At 58.6% G+C, this 19,823-nt stretch carries 21 protein-coding genes; 8 read left to right on the top strand and 13 right to left on the bottom strand.

The features are described 5' to 3' along the window. Positions 1–105 precede the first annotated feature (105 nt). The 5 genes from Q1A75_RS12350 to Q1A75_RS12330 all read right to left on the bottom strand — a co-directional run bounded on the left by Q1A75_RS12350 (position 106) and on the right by Q1A75_RS12330 (position 5,716). Positions 106–546 carry a hypothetical protein gene (locus Q1A75_RS12350; RefSeq protein WP_299553923.1) on the bottom strand — a complete coding sequence of 147 codons (441 nt, stop codon included), beginning with the start codon at positions 544–546 and terminating at the stop codon, positions 106–108. Between the two features lie 274 nt (positions 547–820). Continuing rightward, positions 821–2,776, bottom strand: a complete 1,956-nt coding sequence (locus tag Q1A75_RS12345; RefSeq protein ID WP_299553920.1) for a DNA topoisomerase IV subunit B — start codon at positions 2,774–2,776, stop codon at positions 821–823. A gap of 64 nt (positions 2,777–2,840) precedes the next feature. Then, positions 2,841–3,500, bottom strand: a complete 660-nt coding sequence (locus tag Q1A75_RS12340) for a hypothetical protein (protein WP_299553917.1) — start codon at positions 3,498–3,500, stop codon at positions 2,841–2,843. 63 nt (positions 3,501–3,563) lie between these two features. Continuing rightward, positions 3,564–4,427: an alpha/beta hydrolase gene (locus Q1A75_RS12335; RefSeq protein WP_299553914.1), complete on the bottom strand. Its 864-nt coding sequence runs from the start codon at positions 4,425–4,427 to the stop codon at positions 3,564–3,566. Further along, positions 4,427–5,716, bottom strand: a complete 1,290-nt coding sequence (locus tag Q1A75_RS12330; RefSeq protein WP_299553912.1) for an alpha/beta fold hydrolase — start codon at positions 5,714–5,716, stop codon at positions 4,427–4,429. Before Q1A75_RS12330 ends, Q1A75_RS12335 begins: the two co-directional genes overlap by 1 nt. Before the next feature lie 184 nt (positions 5,717–5,900). Between Q1A75_RS12330 and Q1A75_RS12325 the strand changes: the two genes are divergently transcribed. The 3 genes from Q1A75_RS12325 to Q1A75_RS12315 all read left to right on the top strand — a co-directional run bounded on the left by Q1A75_RS12325 (position 5,901) and on the right by Q1A75_RS12315 (position 8,873). Beyond that, entirely contained in the window at positions 5,901–6,536 is a 636-nt protein-coding gene (locus Q1A75_RS12325; RefSeq protein WP_299553909.1) for a DUF1007 family protein, read from the top strand. Further along, positions 6,524–7,408, top strand: a complete 885-nt coding sequence (locus Q1A75_RS12320; RefSeq protein WP_299553906.1) for a hypothetical protein — start codon at positions 6,524–6,526, stop codon at positions 7,406–7,408. The genes Q1A75_RS12325 and Q1A75_RS12320 overlap by 13 nt, the downstream gene beginning before the upstream one ends. Positions 7,409–7,484: 76 nt before the next feature. After that, positions 7,485–8,873: an MATE family efflux transporter gene (locus tag Q1A75_RS12315; RefSeq protein WP_299553903.1), complete on the top strand. Its 1,389-nt coding sequence runs from the start codon at positions 7,485–7,487 to the stop codon at positions 8,871–8,873. Between the two features lie 45 nt (positions 8,874–8,918). Here the strand turns inward: Q1A75_RS12315 and Q1A75_RS12310 are convergent, their stop codons facing one another. From Q1A75_RS12310 to Q1A75_RS12300, 3 genes are all read right to left on the bottom strand, one after another. Next, positions 8,919–10,619 carry a calcium-binding protein gene (locus tag Q1A75_RS12310; RefSeq protein ID WP_299553900.1) on the bottom strand — a complete coding sequence of 567 codons (1,701 nt, stop codon included), beginning with the start codon at positions 10,617–10,619 and terminating at the stop codon, positions 8,919–8,921. Between the two features lie 170 nt (positions 10,620–10,789). Continuing rightward, entirely contained in the window at positions 10,790–11,203 is a 414-nt protein-coding gene (locus Q1A75_RS12305; RefSeq protein ID WP_299553897.1) for a hypothetical protein, read from the bottom strand. A gap of 13 nt (positions 11,204–11,216) precedes the next feature. Further along, a complete protein-coding gene (locus Q1A75_RS12300) occupies positions 11,217–12,419 on the bottom strand; it encodes a pyridoxal phosphate-dependent aminotransferase (RefSeq protein WP_299553894.1) in 1,203 nt (400 codons plus the stop codon). 92 nt (positions 12,420–12,511) lie between these two features. Between Q1A75_RS12300 and Q1A75_RS12295 the strand changes: the two genes are divergently transcribed. From Q1A75_RS12295 to Q1A75_RS12285, 3 genes are all read left to right on the top strand, one after another. After that, a complete protein-coding gene (locus tag Q1A75_RS12295) occupies positions 12,512–12,910 on the top strand; it encodes a helix-turn-helix domain-containing protein (protein WP_299553891.1) in 399 nt (132 codons plus the stop codon). Then, the gene (locus tag Q1A75_RS12290) at positions 12,903–13,169 is read left to right on the top strand and encodes a succinate dehydrogenase assembly factor 2 (RefSeq protein ID WP_299553888.1); all 267 of its coding nucleotides are present in this window, start codon (positions 12,903–12,905) and stop codon (positions 13,167–13,169) included. The genes Q1A75_RS12295 and Q1A75_RS12290 overlap by 8 nt, the downstream gene beginning before the upstream one ends. A gap of 114 nt (positions 13,170–13,283) precedes the next feature. Continuing rightward, the gene (locus Q1A75_RS12285) at positions 13,284–13,769 is read left to right on the top strand and encodes a winged helix DNA-binding protein (RefSeq protein WP_299553885.1); all 486 of its coding nucleotides are present in this window, start codon (positions 13,284–13,286) and stop codon (positions 13,767–13,769) included. Here Q1A75_RS12285 and Q1A75_RS12280 read toward each other — a convergent pair. The 5 genes from Q1A75_RS12280 to Q1A75_RS12260 all read right to left on the bottom strand — a co-directional run bounded on the left by Q1A75_RS12280 (position 13,763) and on the right by Q1A75_RS12260 (position 18,194). Next, the gene (locus Q1A75_RS12280) at positions 13,763–14,518 is read right to left on the bottom strand and encodes a DUF1194 domain-containing protein (protein ID WP_299553882.1); all 756 of its coding nucleotides are present in this window, start codon (positions 14,516–14,518) and stop codon (positions 13,763–13,765) included. The genes Q1A75_RS12285 and Q1A75_RS12280 overlap by 7 nt on opposite strands. Further along, the gene (locus Q1A75_RS12275; protein ID WP_299554092.1) at positions 14,515–15,216 is read right to left on the bottom strand and encodes a DUF1194 domain-containing protein; all 702 of its coding nucleotides are present in this window, start codon (positions 15,214–15,216) and stop codon (positions 14,515–14,517) included. Before Q1A75_RS12275 ends, Q1A75_RS12280 begins: the two co-directional genes overlap by 4 nt. Then, positions 15,210–15,638, bottom strand: a complete 429-nt coding sequence (locus Q1A75_RS12270) for a VOC family protein (RefSeq protein ID WP_299553879.1) — start codon at positions 15,636–15,638, stop codon at positions 15,210–15,212. The genes Q1A75_RS12275 and Q1A75_RS12270 overlap by 7 nt, the downstream gene beginning before the upstream one ends. Before the next feature lie 86 nt (positions 15,639–15,724). Continuing rightward, a complete protein-coding gene (locus Q1A75_RS12265) occupies positions 15,725–16,735 on the bottom strand; it encodes a surface lipoprotein assembly modifier (RefSeq protein WP_299553877.1) in 1,011 nt (336 codons plus the stop codon). Between the two features lie 469 nt (positions 16,736–17,204). Next, positions 17,205–18,194 carry a thymidylate synthase gene (locus Q1A75_RS12260; RefSeq protein WP_299553874.1) on the bottom strand — a complete coding sequence of 330 codons (990 nt, stop codon included), beginning with the start codon at positions 18,192–18,194 and terminating at the stop codon, positions 17,205–17,207. A 207-nt stretch (positions 18,195–18,401) separates the two neighbouring features. On the opposite strand from Q1A75_RS12260, the gene thyX reads away from it, so the two are divergent. Both thyX and Q1A75_RS12250 read left to right on the top strand, forming a co-directional pair. Beyond that, a complete protein-coding gene (thyX, locus tag Q1A75_RS12255) occupies positions 18,402–19,307 on the top strand; it encodes an FAD-dependent thymidylate synthase (protein ID WP_299553871.1) in 906 nt (301 codons plus the stop codon). Positions 19,308–19,310: 3 nt separating this feature from the next. After that, positions 19,311–19,766, top strand: a complete 456-nt coding sequence (locus tag Q1A75_RS12250) for a DUF4062 domain-containing protein (RefSeq protein ID WP_299553868.1) — start codon at positions 19,311–19,313, stop codon at positions 19,764–19,766. Positions 19,767–19,823 lie beyond the last annotated feature (57 nt).

The following is a 19,823-nucleotide window of genomic DNA, read 5'->3' as shown; positions in this document are numbered from 1 at the left end:
GCACGGATAGCGTTCCATGCCAAGTCCAACGCGTAAAGCGCCGTAAGAAAGACTAGTACACCTGCCATTACCAGGAAAATAATTGCAGATATGCTATCCAAGAACTCAATCACTTGCGTCTCCTCCCAAATCCTCAAGCGCACTATGAGACCTCTTGTATATTTTAGCACGAAGTAGCGTGCCGAACAACATTGGAAAATACACATTGGAGTTAGCGGCTACCTCAAGCCAACCTTGCACCATTTTTTCAAACGCTGCGGGTGAATGGTCTCCATTTTGGCCCATAAACTGCAATCCAGATGCACGAACGCCATAACGCTCAAGGTACGCATTAAGGAAAAACATTAAACAAAGTACTAAAATCAATAAACTAGAAGCATTTTTTAGCCTGAAGTCTTGGTTGTCGCCTCTTGGGCTATCATCAAACGGCTTTGATAAAGAAGCGATAAAATTTGTGTTTTCAGCCCACCTGATTATGGATTCCGCAGCTATACTCAACCAGAAAATCACAACGAAATCTGCAGCTTGAGTTGTTAAGTCGAACAACCATGTTGAAAGGAAGAAAACAGTTATCCAGCTGAATGTCCAAAGGAATGAAAGAAGTACACAAGATACGTAGGTTGATATCTTTGGGTAGTTGCAGCGTTTACTCTTCAGTATGTCGACTAGTCTGCCAAATGGATTAGAAAGCAATTTTTTTCTCGCAGTTTTCGAGAAAATATCATTGTTGCGCTATTTTACAATCATCAATCATCAATCATCAATCATCAATCATCAATCATCAATCATCAATCATCAATCATCAATCATCAATCATCAATCAAACATCCAACTCCTCCACAAACCGCGCGTTCTCCTGAATATACTGAAACCGCATCTCTGGCTTCTTGCCCATCAGGCGCTCCACAAGGTCCCCGGTCTCACCCGGCTCATCCTCGTCAATGCTCACACGGATCAGTTTCCGTGTCGCAGGGTTCATGGTGGTGTCCTTCAAGTCCTTCGCGTCCATCTCGCCCAGCCCTTTGAAGCGGGACACGTCGATCTTGCCCTTGCCGCCCAAACCGCTCTCCATCAGCGTGGTCTTCTCGACCTCGTCCAGGCAATAGACCCGCTTGGCGCCTTGGGTCAGACGGAACAGGGGCGGGCAAGCCAGGTACAGGTGCCCCGCATCGATCATGGGCCGCATCTGGGTATAAAAGAACGTCATCAGCAGCGCCGCGATATGCGCGCCATCGACATCCGCGTCGGTCATGATGATGACCTTGTCGTACCGCAGATCATCGATGTTGAACTTGGCCCCAAGGCTCACACCAAGCGCCTGCGTCAGGTCCGAAATCTCGGCATTCGAGCCCAGCTTGGACGAGGCCGCGCCCAGTACGTTCAGGATCTTGCCGCGCAGGGGCAGAAGGGCCTGGGTCTTGCGGTCGCGCGCCATCTTGGCCGACCCACCCGCGCTGTCGCCCTCAACAATGAATAATTCCGTGCCATCGCGTGTTGATGAAGAGCAGTCCACCAATTTGCCGGGAAGCCGAAGTTTCTTAGTGGCGGATTTGCGTTGTGTTTCTTTCTCGGCCCTCCTGCGCAGCCGTTCCTCGGCGCGCAGGACCAGAAAATCAAGGATGGCGCCGGCGGATTTCGTGTCGGCCGCCAGCCAGTTGTCAAAGTGGTCGCGGACCGAGTTTTCGACCATCCGCTGTGCCTCGACCGTGGCAAGGCGGTCCTTGGTCTGGCCCACGAACTCAGGCTCGCGGATAAAGCAGGACACCAGTGCGCCAGCGCCTGTGATCAGGTCCTCGCGCGTGATTGTGCTGGCTTTCTTGTTGTTCACCAGCTCGCCATAGGCCTTGATCCCTTTCAGGATCGCAGCCCAGAACCCGGCTTCGTGCGTGCCGCCCTCGGGCGTGGGCACGGTGTTACAGTAGCTTTGGATGAACCCATCGCGGCTGGGCGTCCAATTTATCGCCCATTCGACCTTGCCCGGCACCTTGAACTTCTCGAAGGACACCGATCCGGCAAACGGGGCGTCGGAATAGGTGGTGGCCCCACCCAACGCTTCGGTCAAATAGTCCGACAGACCGCCGGGAAAGTGGAATGTCGCCTCTTGTGGCGTGTCGCCATCGGCGATGGCCGACTTCCAGCGGATTTCCACGCCCGAGAACAGGTAGGCTTTGGACCGCGCCATCTTGAACAGGCGGGCGGGTTTCAGTTTCAGCGACCCAAAGATTTCCGGATCGGGATGGAAGGTAACGGACGTGCCGCGCCGGTTGGGGGCGGCACCGATTTTTGCCAATGGCGCTTGTGGGGTGCCCCTGGAAAACTCCATGGCAAACAGCTCGCGATTGCGCGCCACTTCAACGCGCAAATGGTCGGACAGGGCGTTGACGACGGAGGATCCAACCCCATGCAGACCACCCGAAGTCTCGTAACTGTCGCCCGAGAATTTGCCGCCCGCGTTCAGCGTGCAAAAGATGATCTCCAACGCGCTTTTGGACGGGTCCTTGGGATGCGGATCGGTCGGAATGCCACGTCCGTTGTCGCGCACCGACACATGGCCGTTCTCGTGCAGCTCCACCTCGATCCACGTGGCGTGCCCGGCGACCGCCTCGTCCATGGAGTTGTCGATGATCTCGGCCACCATGTGGTGCAGTGCGCGGTCGTCCTTGCCCCCGATATACATGCCCGGGCGCAGGCGCACGTGCTCCATATCCTCCAATACCTGGATAGAGGAGGCATCGTAGTCAGAAGGCCCACTGGCCCCGGCAAGAAGATCGGACATGGTTGCTGCTCTTTGTTGGTTGGAACGCACTATGCCAGAGCCGGTCAGACGGGGGAAGAGCGTATCAACCCGGCCAGTGTGCCCGTAGATGTCCCGACGTCTGCTGTTCGTCGATAACCTTGCGGTAGTGCTTCATACTGTGGTCCGGGCCAAAGACGGACCGGCGGGCGCGGGCCTTGTGCACGTGCCCCATATGGTGAAACGACCCCGGCAGATCGCACACGGCGTCATCGTCGCGGTTGATGCACAGGCACAGGTTCGAATGCCTGATGGCGCCGGCGCTGCGGCGCGGGCGCGGGGCGGCGAACCCGATACCGGGCACGCCATAGGTACGCACAAGGATTTGCGTCGCAGCCGCCCCAAGCGAATGACCGATGATGTATTTCGGGCGGTGGTTCTTCTTTTGCAGCCAGTCAAAGATCCCTTTGGCATGGGCCAGAAACCCCTGGTGCCACACGGTGCCGGACGCGCCCCGTTCCGTGTCATCATCCGCCAGCCGGTACCGTTTGCCGCCGATGTTCAGAACCCGCAGGTTGTACTTGAGGTAATCCATCACAGAATTCGATCCGGGGATCAGCAGGATGTCTCCCTTGAGGAAGATCGCCTGAACATCGTTTTCGTCCAGACCGTCCCGCCAGGCTGTTGCCAATGAAGCATTGCTTCTGCCTTTGTAGGACGCTTCGGCCATCTGCGCGGCCAGCTTGATATCGTAACTATGGCTCATGAAAATATCTCCGCGCTTTGAAATGCGACAACTATGACGCGATCAAAGCCACTTGGGAAGAGATCAGCCGAGCCAGTTGGAGACGATATCCGCGACAGAGTCGGGTTGTTGGTGCAGTACCCAATGGTCTGCACCGGAAATATGCGCGCGGGTCAGCGACGGTGCGAAGTCTTCCAGACCTTCCGTCGACACCGGCAACAGCGCCGTGTCGCCGTCGGCCCAGACCAGCAGATGCGGACAATGTACCTTCAGCCGATCCAGGGGCAGGTCGGGCATTTCTACGGGCACGCCGGGGTCCGCCACGATCAGGGGCGAGGCGCGGTACCAGTTGATCATGCCGCGCAGCCCCGATTGCCGCCACGCGGCCTTGTAGGCGTCCAACCTGTCACCGGCGAGCCAGCTCATGTCCATCTTGGCCGAGAACAGCTTGAGAAGCTTGCCGAAATCATCTGCGGCAAGCGTATCTTCGGACCCCTCGCTGCGCAGGAAGTTGATGTACTGGGATGCCTCGGATTGTGCTCCACCCGCCGCCATCTCGCGCTGAAAGGGGACCGGGTGCACGCCGTTGGCAATGATCAGATGCGACACCAAATCGGGTCGGAACATGGCCAGACCATAGGCGACAGAAGCGCCCCAATCATGGCCCATAACAATCACGGGGCCTTGATCGGCGATAAGGTGCACCATGTCCCCAACCAGTTTCGACGTCGCATATTCGCCAACCTCATCGGGCGCATAGCTCGCACCGTACCCGCGCTGGTCGGGGGCGACGCAATAATAGCGATCGGACAGGCGCGTGGCGATCTCGTCCCATGCGCCACCATACTCGGGAAAACCGTGCAGCATCAGGATCATGGGGTGCTTGGGGTCCCCCCACGTCCGAACCGTGAATGCATGCCCGCCCAATGCGCGGGTGGCGACGTCCATCACTGACCCTTCGGCAGTGTTTCGAACCGCAAACCCTTGGCCGTGCGCGGTGCAAATCCTTGCCAATAGGTATGATCCTCGGTCGGGTTGCCTGCATCATCAAGGTCAACCAACCCGTTGCGGGAATCCGGCACAAGCTCCAGATACTCGGCCTTGGCCGCGTCATCCTTGAGATGTAAATCAAAGAACGCAGTGGCGAAGTGCTGGGCGATGTTGTTCATCCGCGTCGTGTCCCACACCGCATCGGCATAGTGCTCGAAGGGAAGGAAATCGAGACCCTCAACAGGCTCCCAGCTTTCCTTGGGGGCTGGGATCGGGGCTGCGGCGTTGTGATTGGCATAATCAAACGTCAGCAAGTGTCGATCCGTGCCCACCGCGCCGGTAAACAGCTCACGCATGGCGTCATAGACCGAAACATCGTCATCCCCGCCTGCCATGAACATCGTGGGCACGCGCAAGCCAGCTACCCCGCTTGCATCCCAGAATCCCGCATTGTTGCCCCAAGGGCCTATTGCGATGACTGCTTTGACGCGGTCATCCATCAGGGCCTCGTGACTGTCGGACATGGCCAGATGTGCCTCGAGCAGATCATTCGGCGCACCCCAACTGAACTCGGTTGAGGCCTGTGTGACGCCTGCACCGCCAAAGATCAGTGCGCCATAGCCGCCCATGGAATAGCCAATAACACCGGTTTGGTCCGCATCAATGATGTCACCCAGCGGTCCTTGCAAACCCGCCACGTGATCCAGAACAAAGGCCTGGTCCAAAGGACGGTTGTACAAGGTCGAACCAAAGGCGGCTTGATCGGAATAGGTGCTGTCGGTGTGATCGATCGACACGGTCACATAGCCCTTGGAAGCAAGGTTTTCGCCCAGATGGCTCATGAGATACCGGTTGCCGGGGTATCCGTGGCTGATGATCACCAGGGGAAAACGCGCGCCACTGGCCGGTGCGGCATCGCGCGCCGCGCGACCCGTCAGCGATACCTCGGTCGTGCCGTCGCGCAGGATGGCTGTGTAAGTGCCACCTGCTTCGGTCCCCTCAGCCGCCGGATACCAGACTTCCAGTGTCAGCGGGCGGTCATAGCTGGGTATGTCCTTTCCCTTCACGTTAAGCACATCGATGCTGTCGGGAATTGTAACTTCAAGCGTTTGCACACCAATTGGAAAAGTCCCGTATCGCGCCAATGCGGGCGCGTCGGGGCGGATCTGGTCAATCGGGTTCGCCCATGTGCCCGCGGCGGTCAACGTCGCGGCGAGGGCCAGCCCGGTCGTACATGAAACATTCATCAGGGCATCCTTTGGCAAGATTCAACCTATGGTAACATGTCAACCACTTATTGACCCAATGTGCCAGAGCAATTCGCAGGCGCAAGTGATGATCCGTGTCAGGTCGCGTTTCTATCCGGGCAGGGTATCGCGCAATGCACTAATCGGGGTTGAGGCTTTGGCGCCTCTTGCCTAAATCTGGGGCATGTCCTTTTTTCGTCCTCTTGGCGCCGCTGTGGCGCTGGTCTTGTGTGCTCAGACGGCGTTCGCTCATCCGCATGTGTTCGTGGACACCAAGATGATTGTCGTTGTTGGTGACGATGGCGCGTTCAAGGGTGTTGAAGTGCATTGGACATATGATGAGTTTTATTCCCTTCTTCTGATGGCCGACCTTGGCCTGGACCCGGATGGTGACGGCGACCTGACCGACGCGGAGTTGGCCCGGCTTGATGGATTTGACCTGCAGTGGATCGAAGGGTTTGAGGGCGACAGCTACGCCACTCGTGATGGTACGCCGGTTGCTCTTGGAAAACCCGATGGGCGGGGCGTCTCGGTTGAAGAGGGGCGGATTACATCAGCGCATTTTCGACCTGCGGGGGGGCCGGCGGCAGGGGTTGTACTGAAAGCCTATGACCCGACATTCTATACGGCGTATGATCTGATCGGCCCGGTGGCGGTAGATGGCCCGTGCACAGCCGCGATCCAGCCTGCCGACCTCGATGCTGCGTACACGCTGGTCGAAGAGATGTTGTACGCCACACCCGCCGCTCAGGCCGAAGCCGCTTACCCCGAAGTGGGAGAGGCCTTCGCCGACACTGTCAGCCTGTCATGCGCGGGCTAAGGATTGGCGTCCTTCTGGCCTTCGGTCTGGCACTGCTCTGGCTCTTTGGTTTTGGCGGCGTAACCGATATCGGACAATGGGCTGCTGCCCAACAACGCGAGGCTCAGACCGCACTTGCCGGTGGTCTGCGGGCCGTGCGGGCAGGGGAGCCGGGTGCGTGGTTTGCCCTTATGGGGGTTTGTGCCGCCTATGGATTTTTTCATGCCGCCGGGCCGGGACATGGCAAGCTGGTAATCGGGGGCTACGGTGCGGCAGCGCGCGTGACGGCGTGGCGCTTGTCTGGTCTGGCCGTGGCCTCTTCCCTGGCTCAGGCGCTGGCAGCGGTCTTGCTGGTGACGCTGGGGGCCTGGGTTCTGGGGTGGGGACGCACTGAACTGACGGACGCCGCAGAAAAGGTGCTGGCCCCGGCCAATTACATTGCCATTGCTCTCGTTGGGCTATGGCTGATGGCGCGAGGGGTGCGCCGGACGCGCAGTATGGCGGTGCATGTGATCGACGAACACGGGCATTGCAGCAGTTGTGGGCATGCACATGCACCCAGCGTTGATCAGGCGGCTTCGGTTTCTTCGTTGCAGGATGCCGTGGCGATCATTGGGTCCATCGCGATACGCCCCTGCACCGGTGCCGTGTTCCTGTTGATCCTTTGTTTCGGACTGGGCATCCCGTGGGCCGGCGTCGCCGGGGCTTTTGTAATGGGGCTTGGCACGGCAAGCGTGACGGTGCTTGTGGCCCTTGTGGCCGTGAGCGCGCGGCAATCGGCCTTTGCGGGGTGGTCCGGCGCGGGCAGCCTGCGCGCAATGGCGGTGATAGAGATCATGGCCGGTGCATTGATCGCACTTGTTGCGACAACGCTCGTTTGGCCGCTGCTCTAGCGGGCAAGGGCGGCATCCCGTCACCCGTGTGACGCTGGGGCTTTTCTTGCACAAAAAGCAGGCGTAAGGGTGGGATATGTCCACCCAACAGATGTCATATGGCGCGCACGCGCGTGCAATCCTCGTTCTCGGCCTGCCGCTGATCGGTGGGCACCTTGGTCAGATTGCAATCGGCGTGACTGATACGGTCATGTTGGGCTGGTATGGGGTCGAGGAACTTGCTGCCCAAGGGGTCGCGAGCAGCCTGTTCTTCGTGTTGTTCCTCATGGGGTCGGGTTTTGCCTGGGCAGTCATGCCCATGGTTGCGTCGTTCCATGCCGAGCGGGATGAAACCAACCTGCGCCGCGCCACGCGCATGGGGTTGTGGCTCAGCATGGGCTTTGCCGTGCTGACATTACCGGTCATGGTCATGGCCGAAAGCGTACTGCTGGCACTGGGGCAAACCGAACAGGTGGCGGCACTTGGGTCCGAGTATCTGCGCATTGCAGGCTGGGGGATCATTCCGGCGCTGCTGGTCATGACATTCAAGAGCTATCTGGCGGCACTGGAGCGCACGCAAATCGTGCTTTGGATCACCCTGGCCGCGGCACTGACCAATGCATTGGCAAATTACGCGTTCATTTTCGGGAATTGGGGCGCTCCGGCATGGGGGATTGCAGGTGCGGCGGTCGCATCGCTCGTGACCCAACTGGTTATGGTGATTGGGGTCATAGGCTACGCGCTGCTCGTCCTGCCGGAACACCAACTGCTTAAACGGCTTTGGCGCCCGGATTGGGAGATGCTTGGCAAAGTATTCCGCCTGGGACTGCCCATTGGCCTCACGAACCTGAGCGAAGTCGGTTTGTTCGCAGCCTCGGCGTTCATGATGGGCTGGCTGGGTACAATCCCGCTGGCGGCCCACAACATCGCCCTGCAACTGGCGTCTATCACCTTTATGGTGCACCTCGGGCTCAGCAATGTCGCGACGATCCGGGCTGGGAACGCCTATGGTCGGGGCGATCTGGATCATATGCTGCGCGGTGCCCGCACAGTGACCGTGATGAGCCTTGGGATGGCCCTTGCCACAATTGTGCTGTTCATCGCATTGCCCGAACCGCTGATTTCGCTGTTCATGGATCGGAACGAACCAGCCCGGGATCAGATCCTTGGGATCGGTGTGCTGCTTTTGGCCCTTGCCGCGCTGTTCCAACTCGTGGACGGGGCACAGGTGATCGCGCTGGGTCTGTTGCGCGGCGTGCAGGACACGACAATCCCCATGGTACTTGCGGGGGTGTCCTACTGGTTGGTGGGGATGCCTGCGTCCTACATACTGGGCTTTGTTTTGGGCTGGGGTGGGCCAGGTATCTGGCTTGGACTGGTTCTGGGACTGGCCTGTGCAGGGGTGGCGTTGATGCTGCGATTCTGGACCGTCTCGGTGCCGCGGTTGGGTCGGGCTGTAGGCGTGGGCGCCGTGCCCGCCCCCTGAAAGGGGCAGGCGTGCTATTGGCCCGCGGGCCCATTGAGCGGGCGCTTACAGTATGAAGTCCTCCGCCTCGACCGCGTTGACATGGCGCAGTTCAATCATCTCATCCGCATCGCCATCGCCATCGCTGTCGATCTGGACGAAGTCGCCATCAAACAGCACTTCGGCCCCATTGCCCGAGAAAGCATCCCCCTCGACAAAGGTCAGCCCGCCAAATCCGGTCAGGTCGATCTTGTCGATGATGGATGTGAAACCAAGGATGACATCCATGCTCTGTGCCGTCAGACCACTGTCACCAGGCCGGAAGACAAACACATCGCGTGCTTCGATCTCTTCCCAGTCATTGATCTCGTCGGCTCCGCGCCCACCGGACACCCGGTCTTCACCATCGCCGCCAAGCACGGTATCGGCACCCGCACCGGCCCAGAGCGTATCGCGTCCATCGCCGCCATGGACATCATCATTGCCGGCCCCGGCAAGTATCAGATCGGCGCCGTCGTCCCCGCGCAAACTGTCATTTCCCTGCGAGTCAGACAGCGTGTCATTGCCGTCACCGCCACGCAGCGTGTCATTGCCATTGCCGCCACGCAGGCGGTCTGCGCCATCCTGTCCGGACAGCGAGTCGTCACCGGCGCGACCGGACAGGCTGTCCGCACCTTCGCCGCCATAGACCTCGTCATTGCCTATGCCACCGTCAATCGTGTCTGCGCCCAAGTCGCCATAGGCGTAGTCGTCACCCTGGTTGAGCCGGATAAGGTCGTCCCCCTCACCACCATCTGCCGAATCCTCACCCTGTCCGGCAAAGATCGTGTCGTTGCCTTCATCGCCCCAGATCCGGTCGTCGCCTTTCTCTCCCCAGATGGTGTCCTGCCCTTCGCCGCCGCCCAGCGTGTCACCATCGCCGCCGCCCCAAAGCCGGTCATTGCCTTCCTCGGCATAAAGCTTGTCCGCACCCAGCCCCCCGAACAGGCGATCTGCGCCCACGTCACCCACCAGCGTGTCGTCACCGGTGCCACCGTTCAGCGTGTCATTGCCTTCCTCGCCGTTGAGATGATCGTTGCCCGCCTCTCCGAACAGGCGGTCATTGCCTTCATCGCCGCCGGAGCGATCATCGCCCGAGCCGCCATAGACCCAATCATTGCCGATGCCGGCCCATATGCGATCATCCCCGTCTCCTGCTTCGAAGATCTCGTGATGCGCTTCGGCCAGAGCAAAGCTGTAATGCCCGGAATTCAAGGTCTCGCCATCGTCCGTCCCGTAAACACGGTTCTGGCCGTTGACGTAGTAATTCATCCTCCCGGCGATATCTTCGACCGTCTCGTTGGCATCGCCATCTTCGTTCTCGAAACGGCCATCCACGATGGCAAAGCCCACGTGATAGATTGCGTCCGCAACGGTGTCGATGAAATCGCGTCCCTGGAAGATGAGAGCACCCCCATTGCCTTGCACAAGGTGAAACCCGGTTTCGATATCTCCCTCGTCATCCCCATGCCCTTCCAAAAACGTGGCATAGAGCGTGGCATTGGCGCGGATATAGGCAGACAGGGTGTACATGTCTCCGGGCGACAATTGACCGTCGTCATTTACGCCTGTGGCATTGATCGCTGTCTCGATCACATCGTTCATTTGCCGGGCGGCTGCAGCGCCGCCCGCAATGTCTTCGGGATAAACGTTGGCGATCAGACCGGGTTCGGTCTCGACGATCTCGGCAATGGTCTCAAGGCTGTTGGCTTGCTGCGTCGCTGGCATGGTGATGTCCCTGTTGCATGTCTTATGCAATTCGGTCTTCCACAGTGTGTACCTCCGTGAAACGACGTACATAACATCGCTGTCACATCAGCAAGAAACGGTAAAAACGGGCACCAGAATGCACATAACTTCGGTCTGGTTTTGCCGAAACCAGACGGGTGCGGATGGATTCAGTCCTTGCCGGAGCCGCTCAGCAGCCTGTCAGCCTTTTTTCTGACCAATACAGACCGCAAGTCGTGCATGGCCAGCAACAGCGCGTCCGTGACGTCTTCGAGCTGATCTTCGGTTGCCCGGCTTTGCGCCCATTGGGTTGTCAGGTTCAGGTAGTCCACGGCACGGTGAATGTCGTCAATGTCTCGCCGGGCCAGGATCTCGGCCCGCTCCTCCATCCATGCTTCGATCCGGGCCAGATCATCAGCGGACAACGTTCGGTCCCCATGCGGCTTGATCTCGCCGTTCCGAATGTTGACGACCGCGATCTGGTCCATCTCGATCCGGCGCTGCCGGTTCTCGGTATCGACGCGAAACACGGCAGCGCCGTTCTCGCGTACACGGAAATAATAGTCAGGAAGCTCCGCGCCCATTCCCCATCCCTCGTTATGTCAGCCCCGCACAAAAGGTCTGGATGCGGGTGCAAGCCTCTTTTAGGGCCTCGTCGGACGTAGCGTAGCTGACGCGAAAGTTCGGAGATAGCCCAAAGGCGGCACCAAAGACGACGGCAACGCCGGTCTCTTCCAGCAACGCCGTGGAAAACGCTTCGTCATCGACGATGTTCACGCCCCCCGCCGATGTCTTGCCGATGTATCCCGCAATGGACGGATAGACATAGAATGCCCCGTCCGGCACCGGGCAGGCAATGCCTTCGGCAGCGTTCAGCATCTCGACCACCAGATCCCGACGGCGCTTGAAGATTTCGTTGTTGGGGGCGATGAACTCCTGCGTGCCGTTCAGCGCCTCCAGGGCGGCAAACTGGCTGATCGAACAGGGGTTCGAGGTCGATTGCGACTGCACCTTGCGCATCGCCTTGATCAGGTCCTCGGGGCCCGCAGCATAGCCGATGCGCCAGCCGGTCATGGCATAGGCCTTGCTGACACCGTTGACGGTCAGCGTGCGGTCATAGAGGCGCGGCTCGATCTGGGCCGGGGTCGTGAACTCGAAATCGTCATAGACAAGATGCTCGTACATATCATCCGACATCACGTAGACATGCGGGTGGCGCATCAGCACATCGGTGATCTCTTTCAACTCTGCGCGGGTATAGCCCGCGCCGGTCGGGTTCGACGGAGAGTTGAAGATCAGCCACTTGGTCTTGTCGGTGATGGCGGATTCCAGCTGATCGGCGGTCAGCTTGAAACCGGTCTGCAACGATGCCTCGGCGATGACGGGTGTCCCACCCGCCAGCAGCACCATGTCGGGGTAACTGACCCAATAGGGGGCAGGGATCACCACCTCATCGCCTTCGTTCAGCGTCGCCATCAGCGCGTTGTACAGGATCTGCTTGCCGCCCGTGCCCACGGTGACTTGGGCCGGTGTGTAGTCCAAGCCATTGTCCCGCTTGAATTTTTCCACGATTGCCTGCTTCAGCTCTGGAATTCCATCGACCGGGGTATACTTCGTTTTACCAAGGGCAATGGCCACCACGGCGGCATCCTTGATGTTCTGCGGTGTATCAAAGTCGGGCTCGCCCGCGCCAAGGCCGATGATGTCCTTGCCCTGCGCCTTCAATGCCGCCACGTGCCCCGTCAGGGCGACAGTCGGAGACGGTTTGACGCGGTCGAGTGTCGCGGAAAGGAATGTCATGTTGGCCTCGGGGCGTTAGAGCGTTATCGAGACCCTCATAGGCGGCGCGCCGTGCGCGATCAAGCGCTAGCACAGAGAAGGAGAACGACCCTATGGACGATCTGCAGGACTGGTACAGCGCGGAAGCGGCAACATTCGGCGATCGTGTGGCAGGTGCGCGCGAACAGGCCGGTATGACTCAAAAGCAGCTTGCGAAGCGCTTGGGCGTGCGCCTGGCGACATTGCGCGGGTGGGAAGACGATCTGAGCGAACCGCGCGCCAACCGGCTGTCGATGATGGCCGGGCTGCTGAACGTGTCGATGATGTGGTTGATCAACGGAGAGGGCGAGGGGCTTGACGCGCCCGTGGTCGAAGAGCCGCTGACCCCGGATATGCGTGATCTGCTGACCGAGGTGCGTGATATGCGCTCGGACATGCTGGCGCGCGCCGAACAGCTGGGTCGGCTTGAGAAAAAGCTGCGCATCGCGATGCAGACCCCGACAGATGTCTGACGAGCCGCGCGAACATCGGTTGAAGCGGCTGCACATGCGATCCATGCGCCGCGGGATCAAGGAAATGGATTTGATCCTGTCGACCTATGCCGACCGACATCTGTCTACCATGACGGATGCAGAGTTGGACGTATATGATGCCCTCCTCAACGAAAACGATCAGGACCTCTATCGATGGGTCACGGGGCAAGAGGCGCCGCCAGCACATATTGCCGATCTGATCGGGGCGGTCTCGCGCACGTTTCAGCCAGAAAAATAAGGTCCCCCGCGCATTTAACTGAATATTTCCGAATCAGCCGCATCTTCTGGCCAGAGCAGATCATGTCGGAGAAAACGGATGAGCATTCAGGACCCTATCGGCCAGGTCCCAGGCATGGCCGATAAAACAACCGCCAACGCCAGTTTCATGGTCGGTTACCTTGAGGCCTTGTCACTGGTCGAACGGCTGCACCGCTTGTTGCTTGACGTGATCAAGGATGAATTTGAGCGCGTGGGCGTGCTGGAAATCAATGCAGTTCAAGCGCTGTTGCTGTTCAACATCGGCGACAATGAGGTGACGGCCGGAGAGCTGAAAAGCCGCGGCTACTACCAGGGCTCGAATGTCAGCTACAACCTCAAGAAGCTGGTCGAAATGGGCTACATGCACCATCAACGCTGCGAAATCGATCGCCGTTCGGTCCGAGTTCGCCTGACGGAAAAAGGGCGCAAGATCCGCGATGTCGTGAATGAGCTGTTCCTGCGCCACGCAGATGGCTTGCAATCCAAAGGCGTATTGGGCCCTGAAGGGATCATTGACATCACCGCCTCGCTCAAGCGCATGGAACGCTATTGGACAGACCAGATACGCTATATCTACTGATCACCAGCGCTTGGGACGCCGATTGACGACGACGTCGGAGCACTCCCCAAGATCAGTGTTTCCAACTCGCGTTCCAGCTTCCGGGCCATGGCGGCAGCATAGTCCTCAAAACCCAGCGCCGTTTCCACGAAACTGTCTGACCCAACGATGACATTGTTCTGGAAATACGCTGAAAGCCCGGACATCTCGGTTTGTTGCAGATCACCCATGTTGGGTGCATCGGTCCCGATCACCAACGCGTTGATTGTAATCCCCGTGTCCTGAAGCTCAGCTTTCACGTCGACCGGGCGGATGCCCAGGTTCGACTTGCCATCCCCGGACAGGTCCAGAGTGCGCTTCCAACAGTCCGGGCGTTGCGCCAGATGTGCAGCGCCTTCACGCATGGCCAGACCCAGCGCGGTGCCAGGGCTGGCCTGACGCCGCTCAGTCGCCCGCAACTGCCCAATCACGCCATTCAGCACGGCCGCACTCTCTATGGCTGTCCAGGGCAAGATTACGGCGGGGTCTTCCGGCCCGCTCCATTCATAAACCAGCAGGTGCACCGGTGCGGATGGCGTCTGCAACAAGGCCTGTCGTACCTTGCCATTGTCCAGCGCGGCGGCCAGCCCGTCCATCTGCAGGCGGTATTCACGAACATCGACGGACCCCGATACATCCAGTCCCAGGGCCAACGCCTGTCGGCAAGCCGCGTCAGCCGCTGCACTCACCATGGCCAGCAACGCCGCCCCGATCAGCGCCGCGCGGCTCATCCGCCGCGATGGCGCTGGTCCAGCGCGCCAATGACAGGCGGGGTCAACTCCCGCTCCAACTTGCGACGCATCGCGCGCTCATAGTCTTCAAACCCCTGCGCCACCTCCAGAAAGGCGCCGGGACCGCGCAGCACCTCGCGCTTGTAGAAATCGATCAACATGGTCTCCGATGTAAACTCGGCTGCATTCACAACCAAACCGTTCACCGTGACATCATCAAAGGCAAACTCACGATAAGCAAGTCGCGGGCCAAACCCTTCGTTGTTTTGCCCATCGCCAGCCATATCGATCGTCCGATAAAGACATGACGGCGCACGGCCCAACATCTCGGCCCCGAACCCCAATGCATACCCCATCGCGGTCGGGAACTCGTTGTGCGACCGCGTGCTTGCCGCCACAGTCTCGGCGGCGTCCAGCAATGCTGCGGGGCTGTTGATCAGCGTCCAATCCAGCACAACCTCCTGGTTGTATCGACCCGACCACTCATAGACGGCCAGCGCGACGGGCGCCTCATTGGCAAAGAAAGCGGCGCGCACTTCGGGCGCTGTCAGGGCGGCCACCAGACCGCCCCGCTGCAATTGATCCTCGGTCGCGTCAACGGACGACGAAACATCAAGAGCCAAAAGCAAGGCCAGCCGACATGCCGCTGCGGGAGAGGCGGCGACGCAAGCGACCAGGCAGGCCGCAGTCCTTACCAATGGCCCGTGTTTTCCATGCTCGCCCACGGTTCGGCCGGGGGCAGGGCGTCACCGGCTTGCAACAGCTCGACCGACACAATGTCGGGTGAGCGTACAAAGGCCATGTGTCCGTCGCGGGGCGGCCGGTTGATCGTCACACCATTGTCCATCAGGTGCTGGCACATCTCGTAGATGTTATCCACGCGGTAGGCGAGGTGCCCGAAGTGGCGACTGTCATCCGGCAGCGCATCATCCCCATCCCAGTTATAGGTCAGCTCAATCGGGCAGTCCGGCTGATCGGGCGGAGCCATAAAGATCAGCGAGAACCGTCCGCCTTCGCTGTCATGCCGCCGCGTCTCCTCAAGGCCCAACAGTTTGTAGAATGCCATCGATGCGTCCAGGTCCTTTACGCGAACCATTGTGTGCAGATAGGTCAGTGCCATGCCGGTGGCCTCCGTTTGTTAGCTATGCGCAAACCGTAGCACGCGTATTTGTAGTGTCGAGACGCACGATCGCTGAGAGTCTGATGTCAGAAGGATGAACGGATCTGGAAATCCACCGAAAATTCCCGGCTCTGGAAACGACTGACATTGCTGTCGCGCCGACCGGCGCGCAGTCTGACGGACGGCGCAAAACCTGCATAGTGCCAATCCGCAAAGAAAAAGGTCACGTCGCCATAGATCGATTCATCTTGACGGCCATCGGGTACAGCGATGAAACCCACCCGGTAATCATCGAAATCTGAGTTCGCGATTGTCAATGATGTCGATATGCTGGCCGGTCCCAGTGCCTTTGCAAAGCCGTAGCTCGCGCGAATTGTTTGAGAAACTGAATCGATGTTACTGAAGTCGGACTCTGTATCAATAAGGCTCAAGGAAAGGCCGATTGAGTCCCCGTTGCTCCGTTTGTGGTGCAAGGATGTACCAAGCTTGTAGAGCGTTTCATCGAGTATTGTGTGGCGTGCCGATGTACGATCTTCGACTGCAGCGGTCAGGTTCAGCCGCGTGTGTGTGCCAAGACGCACTGAGCGGGATCCTCGCAAAGCCAGAAAATCGAACCGTTCTTCACCTCCTGACCACGCCCGCCCGATGCCAAAACCAATTGAGGCGGAATTGCCCTCGGCACCCAGTGCAAATTTGTGGGTCAATGAAGTATCGAAATATGTGCTACCTAGGTCCTCGTTTTCCAAGTCTGGCGCCTGCCGTTGGGCACTCGACGACAACCATACACGGCGCACGTAGATTTGGGAGCCGAGGCTTAGTTCCGATTGGGCCGTGCGTCGCAGTTTATAGTTCAAGTCGACGCTGAGTGTTCCAATGTTGCCCGCCAGAGCCTGGGCACTTCCAGACAGAAGTCCAACCGCGGGGACGCCGTCAATTACTTGCAAAGCACCGTCAGCGCCGTTGTTTACATTGTCGGATGGACGGAAGCCTATGTTAGCCCGAAAGGAAAAGGGGTTGATCTGACGGACACGTTTGTAGTCTGCCGCGATACGCGTCAGGCTTGCCTCATCTTTCGCGTGAACGGCAGCCCGCCTCAACCAAAGTTGCGTAAGGGTCGGCCGGTTTTCAACGAGGGATGCGCGGGCCGCAAATTGTGCCGCTGCGACTCGATCAACCCGATTGTCGCTAATGCGATAGGCGCGTGCCGCCGACTTTCGAGCCGCCGCAATGTCACCTGATCTGGCCATGGCAGAGGCGAGTATAAAGTGCGCACTGGTATCGTTTGGATTTGCTTGCAGCAGGCCACGTGCAATCTTGATGGCAATGGTTGGACGCCCGCGCTCCAGCGCTTGGTGGGCTAGAGCGCGTGCATGGTCCAATGACAGTTGTAACGAAGGTTGCTCCTGCTCAGTCGGCTGGGTGTCGGCGGCTGCACCGGAAGGCGGAGAGTTCAGATGCCATGTGAGACACGCAATCAAAAGAGTGCGCCATTTCTGCTTGGCGCAAGTGCCCGACGCGGGGGAATTGGCTTCTTTGGCGCTTGGCAACGTTCTACGCTTGAACGACCTAACCATCCACGTCGGCGCAGATCGCTGCACTCTCTAAGGGACCACCGCAGCGTCCAAGGACGAAGACGCCATATTCTTCCTCGGCACTTGTGCCGTCTAGCAAGTGGTCTGCGACAAAGATTGCACCGGCAACCGCTTCGCTGTCCACGCCGCCGAAAATTCCGGCATAGTCCCCGATGTCGCTACGGCTGGTGTCACCTTCGGCGATAATGTTACCATCAAACGCTCCGTTTTCGTCGATGGTCGAGGGGTCTAATTGCAGGTTGCCCACGTCCGACGTTGTCTCGCCAGGCGCCATCACGTCGAACACATCGTCGTCATTCAAGTCGAGTACACGGTTGAAGATTACACCATTTACAGCATTGTCGGAAAAGTCGACGTTCAGAAAGACCTCGCCTGTCACGACGGCCGCCTGACCCGGTCGGGTGCTGGGATCGCGATCTGCCGGAAATGGCAACAGATCGGTATCGTCGCCTTCAAGGTTTGTGACGCCGACATAGGTGCCAGCATAGCTGACCTGTCCAGTTTCTTCGGTTAGAGGCGGTCTGTCGAAATCCCCGTTCCGTGCAAAGGCAGCGCCGCCATTGTAGGTCCCGAACTGACCGCCGGTTACAATGACCCCGGCTCGCGTGCCGTTGAGCGATTGCACCAACGCTATAGTGTGTTGGTCAATTGCGTCATCCTGCGCCGTGAAAGCAACGTATCCCGGAACATCAAGGCCGGGTCGACGTTGGTAAGTGGACGCGGGAAGGTCGTCGTCAAGAAACACACCCTCCACGGTCAACGTACCGCCACTCGGATCAGACGGATCCGGAACGAAAGTAAAACCCGAAAGATCGTTCGCAATTGTTGCTGGAACTGTAATTGTAGAGTCGCCGGGATCCGTCGGCGTTCCGCCAGCATCCGTCTCGTCTTCATCCGTGCGAGGGCCATTGCCACACGCCGCGACCAGCGCGGTCAGTGCGCACACTGCTACTATCCGTTTCATGCCTGAAAACCTTTGCGGTCTATGTACTGCCTCTTTTGTGGCAAGAAAGCGCCGTAACCCCCCCAAAGTCAACGGTTTCGTGATCGTACTGATTCGCACCGCCCGTGAACCGTTGCCAAAAAACGACCCCGATCTAGCGGTTCTCATCAGCCAATCCACAATATAAGGTGTAGGCCTGATAGATTCTGTGGATAAAGGACGCGCCCCATGCCGCTCAGCCCCGAACAGCTTGCCGAAATCGAAGAGCTGCGCAGCCACACGCAGCCCACGCTGCGTGCCACCGTCCCCGGCATGGAAGCGCATCTCTACAAAGCCCAACCCGTGCTCGACCACGGCTTTGTCCGCGTCATCGACTACATGGGCGACGACAGCGCCATCTGCCAGGCCGCGCGCGTCAGCTATGGCAAGGGCACCAAATCCGTCCAGAACGACGAAGGGCTGATCCGCTACCTCATGCGCCACTGGCACTCGACCCCGTTCGAGATGTGCGAGATCAAGCTGCACGTCAAACTGCCCGTCTTCGTCGCCCGGCAGTGGATCCGCCACCGCACGGCCAACGTGAACGAATACTCCGCCCGCTACTCGATCCTCGATCGCGAATTCTACATCCCCGAACCCGACGCGCTTGCCGCCCAATCGGTGGTCAACAACCAGGGCCGGGGCGAAGCGCTGACAGGCGAAGAAGCCCAACGCGTCCTCAACTACCTGCGCGACGACGCCATGCGGTCCTATGACCATTACGAAGAGATGATTTCCCAGGACGGCCAACAGGGCCTCGCGCGAGAGCTGGCGCGCATGAACCTGCCCGCCAATATCTACACCCAATGGTATTGGAAAGTGGACCTGCACAACCTCTTCCACTTCCTCCGCCTGCGCGCGGACGCCCACGCGCAATACGAAATCCGCGTTTATGCAGATGCGATTTGCGAAATGGTCAAGGATTGGGTGCCTGCGGCGTATAAGGCGTTCGAGGACTACCGTATGGGTGGTGCAACATTAAGCGCTACAGCTCTTGCGTGTATTCAGAGAATGTTGAAAGGTGAAGAGGTAACGCAGGAGAATTCCGGCATGTCCAAGGGGGAATGGCGGGAGTTTATGGGGGTAATTGGTTGAGGAATGGTAAAGAGTGTTTTAGGTATCCGGGTTTTTGTTTCGTCGCCCGGCGATTTGAAAGAAGAACGCGCCCTTGTAAAACGAGTTTGTGAAGAGATCAACGTCGATACAGGCAACTTGCTTGGATTCTATTTGGATCCGATTTTCTGGGAAACGCATACTTCATCGGGTATTTCAGGCCGATCGCAAGAGGTGATCACAAAACAGATAGGCGAGTACGAAATATATCTAGGTTTAATGGGGTTCTATTTTGGCTCTGATACGGGTGTAGCATCATCCGGTACGGAGGAAGAGTACAACGATGCACTAGCTATCTGGAAGGAGCAACAAGAGTTAAAAATTCAGTTCTACTTTTCAACTTCAAAAGTCGATCCATCTTCTCTTGACCTTGAGCAGTACAAGAAGGTTTTGGATTTCAAGAAAAGAGTAGGAGCGGAAGGGACTGACCCAGCCCCCTGAAATCAGGCCACTGAGGTGCTAGTAATCCGTCCCAAGAAAGGATGGACTATGAAACGC

The organism is uncultured Tateyamaria sp., from assembly GCF_947504105.1.
In the GTDB taxonomy this organism is placed as follows: Bacteria; Pseudomonadota; Alphaproteobacteria; order Rhodobacterales; family Rhodobacteraceae; genus Tateyamaria.
The sequence above is the reverse complement of the archived record's forward strand: the minus strand, read 5'-3'. Positions and strand labels throughout refer to the sequence as shown.